This is a genomic window from Pseudomonas sp. MPFS (assembly GCF_022537035.1).
GTDB lineage: Bacteria > Pseudomonadota > Gammaproteobacteria > Pseudomonadales > Pseudomonadaceae > Aquipseudomonas > Aquipseudomonas sessilinigenes.
This window is the reverse complement of the sequence record NZ_CP066123.1, coordinates 3,748,802-3,762,296: the sequence shown is the minus strand read 5'-3', so window position 1 is coordinate 3,762,296 and position 13,495 is coordinate 3,748,802. Positions and strand designations below refer to the sequence as shown.

The window sequence follows — 13,495 nt, the reverse complement described above, 5'->3', positions numbered from 1 at the left end:
TCGCTGCGCGCCCTTGCGCAGCCCGCGGCAGCGGCTACGCGACGCTGTAGATACCGTCTTGCCCGTTACCGGGCAAGCGCCAATTTCGGGTCATAAGGATGGCCCGATTTCAGCACGCCAAATACGATGTGCAGCATCTTGCGCATCACCGCACAGACGATCTGTTTGCCCGCTTTACCCTTGGCGCGCAGCCGCTCTTTCATCGCCATGAGGGGCTCACTCATGTTCATGGCGGTGATGCTGGGTAGGTACAACGCTCGGCGGATACGCCCCGAACCAGCCTTGCTGATCAGCGTGCGGCCCTTGAATTTGCCGGATTCGGCCAACTGCGGATTCAACCCCGCAAACGAGACTACGGCCCGGGCGCTACGAAACTCCTTGAGATCGCCCAGTTCGGCCAGGATCACTGACGCGGTCTTCTCGCCGATACCGTCGATGCTCAACAGCAGATCCCGTTTGCCCCGCAAGTCGGGATCATCGTCGACATGCTGCTTGATCATCTGGCGGGTCTGGACGATGTCTTTTTCGATGTGGCTGATGTGCGACTGGATCGATTCCTGAACCACCGTATCCGCCACTTCCTGGCGATTACGTTCCATCTGCAGCATCTCCTGCAGGTCGTCCAGGCGTCGCAGCAGGACCCGTAGCCGGCGGATCGCCACAGGCTCCGGCGCCCAGGGCGTCAAGGGTGACTCGTGCTTGGCCTGGGCAAAGGCGGCCAGCAACTTGGCGTCCACCTTGTCGGTCTTGTAGTTGATTCCTTCGCTTTTCTTGAAGTAATGGACCCGGGCTGGGTTGACCACGATGACTTCGTAACCCTGGTGGTACAGGTGCTCTGCCAGGGCTTCGTGATAAACGCTGGTGGCTTCCATGACGACCCTGGCGTCGGGCTGCGCATGCAACTTGAGCCACTGGTCGAGCTGGGCGAAGCCCTCGGCATTGTTGGGAATCTTGCCGCGTGTGCGGTACTTGCCGTTGGGCAGAGGCGTGGCGACATCGAATGTGTTCTTGGCGATATCGATCCCGATGACGTTAGACATATTCTCTTCCTCGTATGCGCGGGTTGAGGATCATCCATCACTCGGTCTCAGCCTTGTTGATGCGAGCTACCGTGCGATGCAGGGCTCAGGATACCGTTCGGACTTAGCGAGTGAGGTTGAAGAGGAGGAGCTCAATCTACAGTGCAGGCTCAAGGCCTTAGCCGCTGCCCGGCTTCATTCCTCTTCCTCGATGATCAGTCGAGAACTATCGCGTGTGTAAACGCGATAGTCGAGATACAAGCTGCTGCCGAGCCTGCGCGGCCGCGCCAGGGTCCGCAGGACCTTCAGCGTTCGGATCGGCGCTGGTCAGAACGAGCGGATGATCCGCCCCAGGGTCTCCATGGCTTTTTCCGCGGCTTCGTTCCAGGGGCTGCCGTAGTTCAGGCGGATGCAGTTGCGAAAGCGCTGGGTCGGGGAAAAGATTGGCCCGGGGGCGATGCTGATGCCTTGGGCCAGGGCCATCTGGAACAGCTTCAGGGAGTCCATCTGCGGCGGTAGCTCCAACCACAGGAAATAACCACCGGCAGGCTGGCTGACCCGGGTCTGGGCCGGGAAGTGCCGGGCGATCGCCGCCAGCATGGCGCTCTGCTGTTCTTCCAGGGCATAGCGCAGCTTGCGCAGGTGACGATCGTAGCCACCGTGCTGCAAATAGTCGGCAATGGCCGCCTGGGCTGGCATCGAGGCACACAGCGATGTCATCAGCTTGAGTCGCTCGATCTTCTGCGCATAGCGCCCGGCGGCGACCCAGCCGACCCGGTATCCGGGGGCCAGGCTCTTGGCGAAAGAGCCGCAATGCATGACCAGGCCCTCGGTATCGAAGGCCTTGGCGGGTTTTGGCGCCTGCTGGCCGTAGTACAGCTCGGCGTAGACGTCATCCTCGATCAGCGGCACCTGATGTTGGCGCAGCAGTTCCACCAGCTCCTGTTTCTTGGCCTCGGGCATGCTCGCGCCCATGGGGTTCTGGAAGTTGGTCATGCACCAGCAGGCCTTGATCGGGTGACGTTCCAAAGTCTGGGCCAGCACGCCCAGGTCGATGCCGTCGCGCGGATGGACCGGGATCTCCACGGCCTTGAGCTTGAGGCGCTCCAGCACTTGCAGGCTGGCGTAGAACGCCGGAGCCTCGATGGCCACCAGGTCGCCCGGCTCTGTCACGGCTTGCAGGCACAGGTTCAGCGCTTCCAGGGCGCCATTGGTGATCAGCAGTTCCTCCATGGGCAGCATCAGCCCGGCCACCATGTAGCGCAGGGCGATCTGCCGGCGCAGCTGCGGGTTGCCCGGCGACATGTCGGTCACCACGACTCGCGGGTCCATCTCGCGACTGGCGCTGGCCAGGGAGCGCGACAGGCGTTGCAGGGGAAACAGGGTCGGGCTGGGGAACGCCGAGCCAAAGGGGACGGTACTCGGGTCCTTGATCGAGTCGAGCACCGAGAACACCAGTTCACTGACATCGACTTCGGTGGATTCATTGACCTCGCTGCTGATCACCGGCTCGGAGAACGGGCTCGGTGCATGGGCATTGACGAAGTAGCCGGAGCGCGGTCGGGCACGGATCAGGCCGCGGCGCTCCAGCAGGTAGTAGGCCTGGAATACCGTCGATGGACTGACCCCATAGGTCTGGCTGGCATAGCGCACCGAGGGTACGCGCTGGCCGGGGCCCAGCACTCCGGAGCGGATCAGTTCGGCGATGTCGTCGGCGAATTTTTCGTAGCGTTTCATCTGCGGTGCAAGATCCAGTCTGGTCATCGGGTCAGGGTTGTTACGCTAGCGAGGAAGTTAAGGGGATGCGCCGTGGCTGGCGCTGGGAGCCAGGCTCCTAGGCGGGAGCACGCTCCCTCGCCACGGCATTCTAAAGACTCAACGGTTCATCGGTGAGACAAAACGGCTTTCGGCCACGGCATAGACACTCGGGTCATCGCTGTCGCTGACCTTGAAGCTGATGTCCTGGGAGCTGCTTTGCGCGCGGTCCTGGATCAGTGCCACCGAGACCGGCAAGTCGACGATTTCCCCCGGGGCCAGGCTCAGCTCGGTCCTGCCCTGCAGCTCGAAGCCCGTACCGTCCACCAGGGCAATACGGTATTGCTGGCGTTCCTGGGTCTTGTTGATGATCTTGAGGCTATAGATGTTCTCGATCTGCCCGAGGGCGTTCTCGCGGAACAGGCCCCGGTCCTTGCTGACATCCAGCGATACCATGGGCCGCTGCGTCAGGGCCAGGACCAGGGCGCCGATCATCACCAGCAGTACCACGCTGTAGCCCACCAGGCGCGGCCGCAGCAGGTGGGTCTTGCCCCCTTGCAGTTCATGCTCGGAGGTGTAGGCGATCAGCCCGCGGGCATAGCCCATCTTGTCCATGATCGAATCGCAGGCATCGATACAGGCGGCACAACCGATGCACTCCATTTGCAGGCCATCGCGGATATCGATGCCGGTCGGGCAGACCTGGACGCACAGTTGGCAATCGATGCAGTCGCCCAGGCCGACATCGGCAGGCTTGACGTCGCGCTTGCGCGGACCGCGGCTTTCACCCCGGGCCGGCTTATAGGAAATGGTCAGCGTGTCCTTGTCGAACATCACGCTCTGGAAGCGCGCGTAAGGGCACATGTGCATGCACACCGCCTCACGCATCCAGCCGGCATTGATATAGGTGGCGCCGGCGAAGAACAGCACCCAGAACAGGCTCAGGCCACCGATCTGCAAGGTCAGCAGCTCTTGGGCCAGCGGGCGGATCGGGGTGAAGTAGCCGACGAAGGTCAGGCCGGTGAGCAGGCTGATGCCCAGCCACAGGGTGTGCTTGGTGGCCCGGCGAAGCAGCTTGTTGGCGCTCCAGGGCGCGGCCTGCAGCTTGATCCGCTGGTTGCGGTCACCCTCGGTGACCTTTTCGCACCACATGAACAGCCAGGTCCAGGAGCTCTGCGGGCAGGTATAGCCGCACCAGACCCGGCCGGCGAATACCGTGATGGAGAACAGCCCGAAGGCGCAGATGATCAGCAGCGCCGAGAGCAGGATGAAGTCCTGGGGCCAGAAGGTGGCGCCGAAGATATGGAACTTGCTGTCGGCCAGGTCCCAGAGGACGGCCTGGCGGCCGCCCCAGTTCAACCAGACGGTGCCGAAGAACAGCAGGAACAGGAAACCTGCGCCACTCATGCGCAGGGTGCGGAACAGGCCGCTGAAACTACGGGTATAGACGTGCTTGTCGGTGCTCTTCGTCTTCATCTGTTTGGGGCGTGAAGGTTCGAAGGTCTCTACTAATCGGACGGGGATTCTTTCGCTCATGGTCGTTCGCTCATCAGCCTCCATCAGGCCGGGCAACTATGACCATGGAACTGTTTGCATAACAGACTCAGCTATTTGATAAAAAAGCGGATCAGATGCGCTTTTCCGGCCCCCTGCGACAACTTGCTGCACCCCGGCAAGCTCCGTAGGCCTGGCGATGACGCTGCCTGGCATAGGCCCGCAGGGCGGGCCCTGATCCAGATCAGTCAAATTACCGAATCACCATTAGTGGCCTTTAGATGGCGTCGGCCGTCGACGGCACCTGCTACGGTCAATGCGTCGGCTTCTGCTTCGGTGATGTAGATCCGCTCGCCCTTGATCTCCACCGCCGACATCGCCCTGGCGCTGTCGGTGATGATGGTCACGGCACTGGCGGGCAGGCGTTCGTGGAGGGTCTGGGTGTCAAAATAGCAGTGCTGCTGTTCGATACGCAGGCTCATGTCGGGTACCTCCTGGCGATGGCTATACAGGTTAGGGCCCGTAGCGCGGCCAGGGTTCGCCGCCGGCGATCAACGGCGGCCAGGCAGCGAGCCGACACCATCTGCCCGACGCCGCGGTCCATCCTTAATGAAGCCCATGGCCCGCAACCCGCGGGGCCGGGATGGCCGGAGGAGCACTCGATGGACGCTTGGTGGCATGAGGTATGGCTGACCCTGCAAGCGGAGTTCGCCGATATCGGCGATGCGCGGCAGATGACCCGGATCATCCTGCGCCTGCTGCTGGCAGCGGCGCTGGGCGCGGTGCTGGGGTTCGAGCGAGAACAGAAGGGCAAGGCGGCGGGAGTGCGCACGCACATGCTGGTGGCCATGGGCGCCGCCTTGTTCGTACTGGTGCCGAGCCTTTCGGGAGCCCAGTCCGATGCCATGAGCCGGGTGCTCCAGGGAGTGATCGCCGGGATCGGCTTCCTCGGTGCCGGGACCATTCTCAAGGGGCGAGAGGAGGAGGCAGGCCAGCACGTCAAGGGCCTGACCACCGCCGCCGGGTTATGGATGACCGCTGCCATCGGCCTCGCGGCCGGCATGGGCCGCGAGGCCACGGCGCTGTTGAGCACCTTGCTGGCACTGATGGTGTTCAGCCTGATGCCGTTGATCGTGCGGCGCCTGGAAAAGCGCTGAATACCGCCTGTCTATCTATGCTTGCCGGCGAACCGCCGCACTTGTTCCCGCTGTTCGGCCAGCACCGGCGGCCTGGGCATGGGCGGGTCGACCTTGGGCGGCGGGGTGCTGTCCGGTGGCTCCTGCTCGGGAACCACCGGTGGTTCGCTGGGCGGGAGGGGTGGCTGGTCGATGTTCGGATCAGGGGGATCCGCCGGGATCGGGATACTCATTGCTGGCCTCCTGGGTGCTTGCAGTTGCACCGGCTCGTTCGGTGGACCCCGCAACGGCGCATTTGATTCCCGCCGTCTCGATGATCAATTGCGCTGAACTTTCCGCAAGGCGGGTGGCTCGGAACCTAAGTGTGTCGATCCAGTGCTGTACCGGGGCATCGCCGACCCGGTCAGCCAAGCGTCGAGAAACAGTACAGAGGGGTGATGCTCGATGAGCGCAGAACAACCGACCGAACCGGACTACCAGGCGCACCTACCGTTGTCCCAGGCCTTGCTGCTGCCGCGCATCGCCATCGAAGATACCCGCCCGGTGCTCGATGGCGGCCAGTTCGCGGCCAAGGCCACCGCGGGCCAGCAGGTGGAGGTGGGGTGCAAGGTCTTCACCGATGGCCACGACAAGCTGGCGGTGCGAGTGCGCTGGCGCAACGAACGGCAGGACGCTTGGCACAGCCGGGCGCTGGAAGACCAGGGCAACGACGGCTGGCTGGGCCACTTCCCGGTGCCGGAGGTGGGCCGCTACCGTTTCTGTATCGAGGCCTGGATCGACTCGTTCGCCAGCTTCTGCTACGAGCTGGAAAAGAAGCACCTGGCCGCCCAGCCGGTCAGCCTGGAACTGCAAGAAGGGCGGACCCTGGTGCAACAGGCTGGCGAACGCAGCGAAGGCGCGCTGCGTGAACAACTGCTGGTACTGCACCAGCAACTGGGCGGCTTGCTCGAGGCCGAGCAGGTGGCGCTGTTCTTGAGTGCCGACAGTGCCCGGCTGATGGCCGAGGCCGACCTGCGTCCCTACCTCAGCCTGAGTCCCGAGTACCCGCTGGACGTGGAGCGCGAGCGTGCGCAGTTCGCCAGCTGGTACGAGCTGTTTCCCCGTTCCATCACCGACGATCCGGCCCGCCATGGCACCTTCGACGATGTGCATTCGCGCTTGTCGATGATCCATGACATGGGCTTCGACGTGTTGTATTTCCCGCCGATCCACCCCATTGGCCGGCGCCACCGCAAGGGGCGCAACAACGCCTTGGTCGCGGCCCCGGACGATCCGGGCAGCCCCTATGCCATCGGCAGCGAGGAGGGCGGCCACGAGGCGATCCATCCGCAACTGGGCAGCCGCGAGGATTTTCGCCGGCTGGTGGCCGCAGCCGCCGACCATGGCCTGGAAATCGCCCTGGATTTCGCCATCCAGTGTTCCCAGGACCATCCCTGGCTGACCCAGCACCCGGGCTGGTTCAACTGGCGCCCGGACGGCACGATCAAATACGCCGAGAACCCACCCAAGAAGTACCAGGACATCGTCAACGTCGACTTCTATGCCGCCGATGCCATCCCCAGCCTGTGGCTGGAGTTGCGGGACATCGTGCTCGGCTGGGTCGAGGAGGGTGTCAACATCTTCCGGGTCGATAACCCGCATACCAAGCCGTTGCCGTTCTGGCAGTGGTTGATCGGCGATGTGCGCAGCCGGCACCCGCAGGTGATCTTCCTGGCCGAGGCCTTCACCACCCCGGCGATGATGGCGCGCCTGGGCAAGATCGGTTACTCCCAGAGCTACACCTACTTCACCTGGCGCAACACCAAGAGCGAACTGGCCAGTTATTTCAGCGAGCTGAACCAGTCGCCGTGGCGCGAATGCTTCCGGCCGAACTTCTTCGTCAACACCCCGGATATCAACCCCGGCTTCCTGCATGACTCGGGCCGTCCCGGCTTTCTCATCCGCGCGGCGCTGGCCACCATGGGCTCGGGCCTGTGGGGCATGTATTCGGGGTTCGAGCTGTGCGAGTCGGCGCCGTTGCCGGGCAAGGAGGAATACCTGGATTCGGAGAAGTACGAGATCCGCCCGCGAGACTTCAATGCCCCGGGCAACATCATCGCCGAGATCGCCCAGCTCAACCGTATCCGCCGGCAGAACCCGGCGCTGCAATCGCACCTGGGACTCAAGCTGTACAACGCTTGGAACGACCGGATCCTGTACTTCGGCAAACGCAGCGCCGACGGCGGCAACTTCGTGCTGGTGGCGGTCAGCCTCGATCCCTTCAGCCCCCAGGAGGCGCATTTCGAGCTGCCGCTCTGGGAAATGGGTCTGCCCGATGAGGCCGCGACCCAGGGCGAGGACTTGATGAACGGCCATCGCTGGACCTGGTACGGCAAGGTCCAGTTCATGCGCCTTGAACCGGCCCAGCCCTTCGGCATCTGGCGCATCAGCTGGCCGCGCCGCCGGCCCTAGGGCCAGGCGGCAGTGGCCGGGCAGGGACCTCTGTACAGATTCAGGAGTGAGCAATGGCGAAGAAAACCCGACCCGCGACCTTCATTAAGGACCCGCTCTGGTACAAGGACGCGGTGATCTACCAGGTGCATGTGAAGTCCTATTTCGACTCCAACAACGATGGCATCGGCGATTTTCCCGGGCTGATCGCCAAGCTGGACTACATCAAGGAACTGGGGGTCAACACCATCTGGTTGCTGCCGTTCTATCCCTCGCCACGGCGCGACGACGGATACGACATCGCCGAGTACCGTGGGGTCAGCCCCGACTATGGCACCCTGGCGGATGTCCGGCGCTTCATCGCCGAGGCCCACAAGCGCGAACTGCGGGTGATCGCCGAGCTGGTGATCAACCACACCTCCGACCAGCACCCCTGGTTCCAGCGCGCCCGCAAGGCCAAGCCCGGTTCGGCGGCGCGCAACTTCTATGTGTGGTCCGACGACGACCAGAAGTACGCCGGCACGCGGATCATCTTCCTCGACACCGAGAAATCCAATTGGACCTGGGACCCGGTGGCCGGCCAGTACTTCTGGCACCGCTTCTATTCCCACCAGCCGGACCTGAACTTCGACAACCCGCAGGTACTCAAGGCCGTACTCTCGGTCATGCGCCACTGGCTGGACATGGGCATCGACGGCCTGCGCCTGGACGCCATTCCCTACTTGATCGAGCGCGATGGCACCCACAACGAGAACCTGGCCGAGACCCACGATGTGCTCAAGCGCATCCGCGCCGAGATCGACGCCCATTATCCGGACCGCATGCTCCTGGCCGAGGCCAACCAGTGGCCCGAGGACACCCAGCTGTACTTCGGCCAGGCCAGCGGCAACGGCGCCGATGGCGACGAATGCCACATGGCCTTCCACTTTCCGTTGATGCCGCGCATGTACATGGCCCTGGCCCAGGAAGACCGCTTCCCGATCACCGACATCCTGCGCCAGACCCCGGAAATCCCGGCCAATTGCCAGTGGGCGATCTTCCTGCGCAACCACGATGAGCTGACCCTGGAGATGGTCACCGACAAGGAGCGCGACTACTTGTGGAACTACTACGCCGCTGACCGTCGGGCGCGGATCAACCTGGGTATCCGCCGACGCCTGGCACCGCTGATGGAGCGTGATCGGCGGCGCATCGAGTTGCTCAACAGCCTGCTGCTGTCGATGCCCGGCACCCCGACCCTGTACTACGGCGACGAGATCGGCATGGGCGACAACATCTACCTGGGCGACCGCGATGGCGTGCGCACGCCGATGCAGTGGTCCATCGACCGTAACGGCGGTTTCTCCCGGGCCGACCCGGCGAGCCTGGTGCTGCCGCCGATCATGGACCCGCTCTACGGCTACCCGTCGGTGAACGTCGAGACCCAGTCCGGCGACCCGCATTCGCTGCTCAACTGGACCCGGCGCCTGCTGGCGGTGCGCAAGCAATCCAGGGCCTTCGGCCGGGGCACGCTGAAGATGCTGTCGCCGAGCAATCGCCGGATCCTGGCCTATACCCGCGAATACACCGGGCCCGATGGCAAGCAGGAGATCATCCTGTGCGTGGCCAACGTCTCGCGCAGCGCCCAGGCGGCGGAGCTGGACCTGTCGAGCTTCGCCGGCATGGTGCCGGTGGAGATGCTCGGCGGCAGCGCTTTCCCGCCCATCGGCCAATTGAATTTCCTGCTGACGCTGGCGCCCTATGGCTTCTACTGGTTCGTCCTGGCCAGCGAGCAGCAGATGCCCAGCTGGCATGTCGAGCCGACCCAGGGGCTGCCGGAGTTCACCACCCTGGTGCTGAAGAAACGCCTCGAGGAGTTGCTGGAGGCGCCGTCGCGCACCACCCTGGAGCAGGAAATCCTGCCCAGCTGGCTGCCCAAGCGCCGCTGGTTCGCCGACAAGGACAGCACCGTGGGCCAAGTGCAACTGGTGTATGGCGTGCGCTTCGGCGATCCGCAGCATCCGGTGCTGCTGGCCGAGATCGAGGTCACCAGCCAGGGCCGCAGTCAGCGCTACCAGGTGCCATTCGGCCTGCTGGCCGAGGACCAGATCAGCAGCGCCTTGCCCCAGCAACTGGCCATGTCCCGGGTCCGACGCGGGCGCCAGGTGGGCTTGATCACCGATGCCTTCGCCCTCGACAGCTTCGTGCGCAGCGTGCTCCAGGCGCTCCAGGCCCAGGCCCGGTTGGACAGCGACGCCGGGCAGATCCGTTTCGAGGGCAGCCCGCAACTGCAGCGCCTGGGCCTGGAGGCCGAGGTCGACGTGCGCTACCTGTCGGCCGAGCAATCCAACAGTTCGGTGGTGGTGGGCGAAAGCCTGGTGCTCAAGCTGGTGCGCAAGGTGGCCGGCGGCATCCATCCGGAACTGGACATGGGCGCTTTTCTCACCCAGGCCGGTTTTGCCCATATTTCGCCATTGCTGGGTTCGGTGGTGCGCCGTGATGCGCAGGGCCAGGACCACCTGCTGATGATCGCCCAGGGCTACCTGAGCAACCAGGGCGACGCCTGGGAGTGGACCCAGAGCAACCTGGAGCGGGCGATCCGCGACGAACTGGCCAGCGCCGTCTCCGAGCAGGAGCAGCATTACAACGCCCTGGCCGAACTCCAGGACTTCGCCGGCCTCCTGGGCCAGCGCCTGGGGGAAATGCACATGCTGCTCGCCGCTCCCAGCAGTACCGCGGATTTCGCGCCCCAGGCCTATACCCAGGAAGATCTCCAGGCTTGCCAGCGCCAGGTCGCCGGGCAACTGGAACACAGTTTGCAATTGCTCGAAGAACACCAGGACAGCCTCGCCGAGACCGACCGTGGCCTGTGCCGGCGCCTGTTGCGGCACAAGGGGCGCATCCTCGCCGCGGTCGAGCAACTGGCCGGGCAATTGCTGGGCGGCTTGCGCATCCGGGTCCATGGCGACCTGCACCTGGGCCAGGTGCTGGTGATCAAGGGCGATGCCTACCTGATCGACTTCGAGGGCGAGCCGGCGCGGCCCCTGGCGGAGCGCCGGGCCAAGCACAGCCCCTACAAGGATGTCAGTGGCGTGCTGCGTTCGTTCGACTACGCCGCGGCCCTGGCCCTGGAGGCGCCGGCGGTGGATGGCGCGCCGGACGCCCAGGCGGTCCGGCAAGCCGTGGTCGGGCGCTACCTGGAGCGCTCCCGGCAGGCTTTCGTCACGGCGTACCGGCAGGCGACGGCTAATCTTGCCCATGGCTGGCGAGCGTCGGCGGCCGATGCTGCCCTGGTGCTGTTCAGCCTGGAGAAGGTGGCCTACGAGCTGGCCTATGAGGCGCAGAACCGACCCGCCTGGCTGCACGTGCCGCTGCGCGGCCTGGCCGGGTTGTTGCGTGAACTACCGGACTTTTCCGACATCGATGGAGAGCAGTCATGAATTTCTCGAACAGGGAGCAGGAGCGGCGCCAGGAACGGTTGCTACCGTCGGCCAGGGCCATCGAGGCCCTGGTGCGGGCCGAGAACAACGACCCGTTCGCCATCCTCGGGCCCCATGGCGACGGTGCCGGTGGGCAGGTCATCCGGGCTTTCCTACCCGGGGCGCTGAGTGTCCAGGTGCTGGACCGCGAGCAGCAGCAATTGCTCGGCAACCTGGAAGCCGACGAGGTGCCGGGGTTGTTCGCCGGGCATTTTCCCGAGGCCCGGCCCTACCTGCTGCGTGTGCAGTGGGCCGGTGGCGAACAGGTCAGCGAAGACCCCTACAGCTTCGGGCCGTTGCTTGGCGAAATGGACCTGTACCTGTTCGCCGAAGGCAATCACCGCGACCTCGGCAGTTGCCTGGGAGCCCAGTTGACCACGGTGGACGGCGTCGCCGGCGTGCGCTTCGCGGTGTGGGCGCCCAATGCCCGGCGGGTCTCGGTGGTGGGTGACTTCAATGTCTGGGATGGCCGTCGGCATCCCATGCGCCTGCGTCATCCTTCGGGGGTCTGGGAGCTGTTCATCCCGCGCCTGCACGCTGGTGAATCCTACAAGTACGAGGTCCTCGGGCCCCACGGCATCCTGCCGCTCAAGGCCGACCCGGTAGCCCTGGCGACCCAGCTGCCGCCCGACACCGCGTCGAAGGTCGCGGCGCCGCTGGCCATCGACTGGCAGGACCAGGAGTGGATGCTGGCCCGTGGCGAATGCCAGCGGGTCGATGCGCCGCTGGCGATCTACGAGCTGCACGCCGGCTCCTGGCAGTGCGAGGTCGACGATGTGGGCGAGGTGGCCCGCCACTACAGTTGGCCGGAGCTGGCCGAACGGTTGATTCCCTACGTCAAGGAACTGGGCTTCACCCATATCGAGCTGATGCCGATCATGGAGCATCCGTTCGGTGGCTCCTGGGGCTACCAACCCCTGGCCCAATTCGCGCCCAGTGCCCGTTATGGCACGCCCGAGGAGTTTGCCGCGTTCGTCAATGCCTGCCACCTGGCACAGATCGGGGTGATCCTGGACTGGGTGCCGGCGCACTTTCCCACCGATACCCATGGGTTGGCGCAGTTCGATGGCACGGCGCTGTATGAGTACGGCAACCCCCTGGAAGGTTTCCACCAGGACTGGGACACGCTGATCTACAACCTGGGGCGCACCGAGGTGCATGGCTTCATGCTGGCGTCGGCCTTGCACTGGCTCAGGCATTTCCATGTCGATGGGCTGCGGGTCGATGCGGTGGCCTCGATGCTCTATCGCGACTATTCGCGCAAGGCGGGGGAGTGGGTGCCAAATCGCCATGGCGGCCGGGAGAACCTGGAGGCTATTGATTTTCTGCGCCATCTCAACGATGTGGTCGCCCTCGAAGCGCCGGGGGCCCTGGTGATCGCCGAGGAGTCCACCGCCTGGCCCGGGGTCAGCCAGGGTACCGACCATGGTGGCCTGGGGTTCGCCTACAAGTGGAACATGGGCTGGATGCACGATTCCCTGCACTACATCCAGCAGGACCCGGTCTACCGGGCTCACCATCACAACGAACTGAGCTTCGGCCTGGTGTATGCCTGGTCCGAGCGCTTCATCCTGCCGATTTCCCACGATGAGGTGGTGCATGGCAAGCATTCGCTGATCGACAAGATGCCCGGCGATCGCTGGCAGAAGTTCGCCAATTTGCGGGCGTACCTGAGTTTCATGTGGACCCATCCGGGCAAGAAGCTGTTGTTCATGGGCTGCGAGTTCGGCCAGTGGCGTGAGTGGAACCATGACCAGCAACTGGACTGGTACTTGCTGCAGTATCCCGAGCACCGTGGCGTGCAGCAGTTGGTGGGCGACCTCAACCGCCTGTACCGCGAGTATCCGGCGCTGCACGAGCAGGACCACGTGCCCCAGGGCTTCCAGTGGCTGATCGGCGACGATGCGCTCAACAGCGTGTATGCCTGGCTGCGCTGGAGCCGTGGCGGCGAACCCTTGCTGGTGGTGGCCAACTTCACTCCGGTGCCGCGTGAGGGCTATCGGGTGGGCGTGCCGCTGGGGGGACGCTGGAGCGAGCTGCTCAACAGCGATTCGCAGCTGTATGCGGGCTCCAACTATGGCAATGCCGGCGAAGTCTTTAGCGAAGAACAGCAAAGCCACGGCCAGGCCCTGTCCCTGGTGCTCAACCTGCCGCCCCTGGCGGTGCTGATCCTGCGTCCCGGGCACTGATCCCGGCATGCCGA

Annotated in this window: 9 protein-coding genes; 4 read left to right on the top strand and 5 right to left on the bottom strand. The window is 64.4% G+C overall.

The features are described 5' to 3' along the window. Positions 1-65: 65 nt before the first annotated feature. The 4 genes from I9018_RS17170 to I9018_RS17155 form a co-directional block, all read right to left on the bottom strand. Positions 66-1,040 carry a transposase gene (locus I9018_RS17170; RefSeq protein ID WP_241106977.1) on the bottom strand — a complete coding sequence of 325 codons (975 nt, stop codon included), beginning with the start codon at positions 1,038-1,040 and terminating at the stop codon, positions 66-68. A 306-nt stretch (positions 1,041-1,346) separates the two neighbouring features. Continuing rightward, positions 1,347-2,756, bottom strand: a complete 1,410-nt coding sequence (mapR, locus tag I9018_RS17165; RefSeq protein ID WP_068587200.1) for a GntR family transcriptional regulator MpaR — start codon at positions 2,754-2,756, stop codon at positions 1,347-1,349. Positions 2,757-2,894: 138 nt separating this feature from the next. Beyond that, a complete protein-coding gene (ccoG, locus tag I9018_RS17160; RefSeq protein WP_241106976.1) occupies positions 2,895-4,310 on the bottom strand; it encodes a cytochrome c oxidase accessory protein CcoG in 1,416 nt (471 codons plus the stop codon). 206 nt (positions 4,311-4,516) lie between these two features. Beyond that, positions 4,517-4,750, bottom strand: a complete 234-nt coding sequence (locus I9018_RS17155) for a DUF3203 family protein (RefSeq protein WP_241106975.1) — start codon at positions 4,748-4,750, stop codon at positions 4,517-4,519. A gap of 180 nt (positions 4,751-4,930) precedes the next feature. On the opposite strand from I9018_RS17155, the gene I9018_RS17150 reads away from it, so the two are divergent. Next, positions 4,931-5,425 (top strand): MgtC/SapB family protein, encoded by a 495-nt coding sequence (locus I9018_RS17150; RefSeq protein WP_241106974.1) that lies wholly within the window; start codon positions 4,931-4,933, stop codon positions 5,423-5,425. Positions 5,426-5,436: 11 nt separating this feature from the next. On the opposite strand, the gene I9018_RS17145 is transcribed toward I9018_RS17150, so the two are convergent. Beyond that, positions 5,437-5,637 carry a hypothetical protein gene (locus I9018_RS17145; RefSeq protein WP_241106973.1) on the bottom strand — a complete coding sequence of 67 codons (201 nt, stop codon included), beginning with the start codon at positions 5,635-5,637 and terminating at the stop codon, positions 5,437-5,439. Positions 5,638-5,848: 211 nt separating this feature from the next. On the opposite strand from I9018_RS17145, the gene I9018_RS17140 reads away from it, so the two are divergent. From I9018_RS17140 to glgB, 3 genes are read left to right on the top strand one after another with little or no spacing between them, the layout of a single operon-like run. Then, a complete protein-coding gene (locus I9018_RS17140) occupies positions 5,849-7,855 on the top strand; it encodes an alpha-1,4-glucan--maltose-1-phosphate maltosyltransferase (RefSeq protein WP_241106972.1) in 2,007 nt (668 codons plus the stop codon). Positions 7,856-7,908: 53 nt separating this feature from the next. After that, positions 7,909-11,253 (top strand): maltose alpha-D-glucosyltransferase, encoded by a 3,345-nt coding sequence (treS, locus tag I9018_RS17135; protein ID WP_241106971.1) that lies wholly within the window; start codon positions 7,909-7,911, stop codon positions 11,251-11,253. Next, the gene (gene glgB / locus I9018_RS17130; RefSeq protein WP_241106970.1) at positions 11,250-13,481 is read left to right on the top strand and encodes a 1,4-alpha-glucan branching protein GlgB; all 2,232 of its coding nucleotides are present in this window, start codon (positions 11,250-11,252) and stop codon (positions 13,479-13,481) included. Before treS ends, glgB begins: the two co-directional genes overlap by 4 nt. Positions 13,482-13,495: the final 14 nt, after the last annotated feature.

Bases quoted from the DNA above. Each gene is read 5' to 3' on its own strand.
- I9018_RS17145 (WP_241106973.1), bottom strand. From the start codon at position 5,637: ATGAGTATCCCGATCCCGGCGGATCCCCCTGATCCGAACATCGACCAG.
- I9018_RS17155 (WP_241106975.1), bottom strand. From the start codon at position 4,750: ATGAGCCTGCGTATCGAACAGCAGCACTGCTATTTTGACACCCAGACC.
- glgB (WP_241106970.1), top strand. From the start codon at position 11,250: ATGAATTTCTCGAACAGGGAGCAGGAGCGGCGCCAGGAACGGTTGCTA.
- I9018_RS17170 (WP_241106977.1), bottom strand. From the start codon at position 1,040: ATGTCTAACGTCATCGGGATCGATATCGCCAAGAACACATTCGATGTC.
- mapR (WP_068587200.1), bottom strand. From the start codon at position 2,756: ATGAAACGCTACGAAAAATTCGCCGACGACATCGCCGAACTGATCCGC.
- ccoG (WP_241106976.1), bottom strand. From the start codon at position 4,310: ATGAGCGAAAGAATCCCCGTCCGATTAGTAGAGACCTTCGAACCTTCA.
- I9018_RS17150 (WP_241106974.1), top strand. From the start codon at position 4,931: ATGGACGCTTGGTGGCATGAGGTATGGCTGACCCTGCAAGCGGAGTTC.
- treS (WP_241106971.1), top strand. From the start codon at position 7,909: ATGGCGAAGAAAACCCGACCCGCGACCTTCATTAAGGACCCGCTCTGG.
- I9018_RS17140 (WP_241106972.1), top strand. From the start codon at position 5,849: ATGAGCGCAGAACAACCGACCGAACCGGACTACCAGGCGCACCTACCG.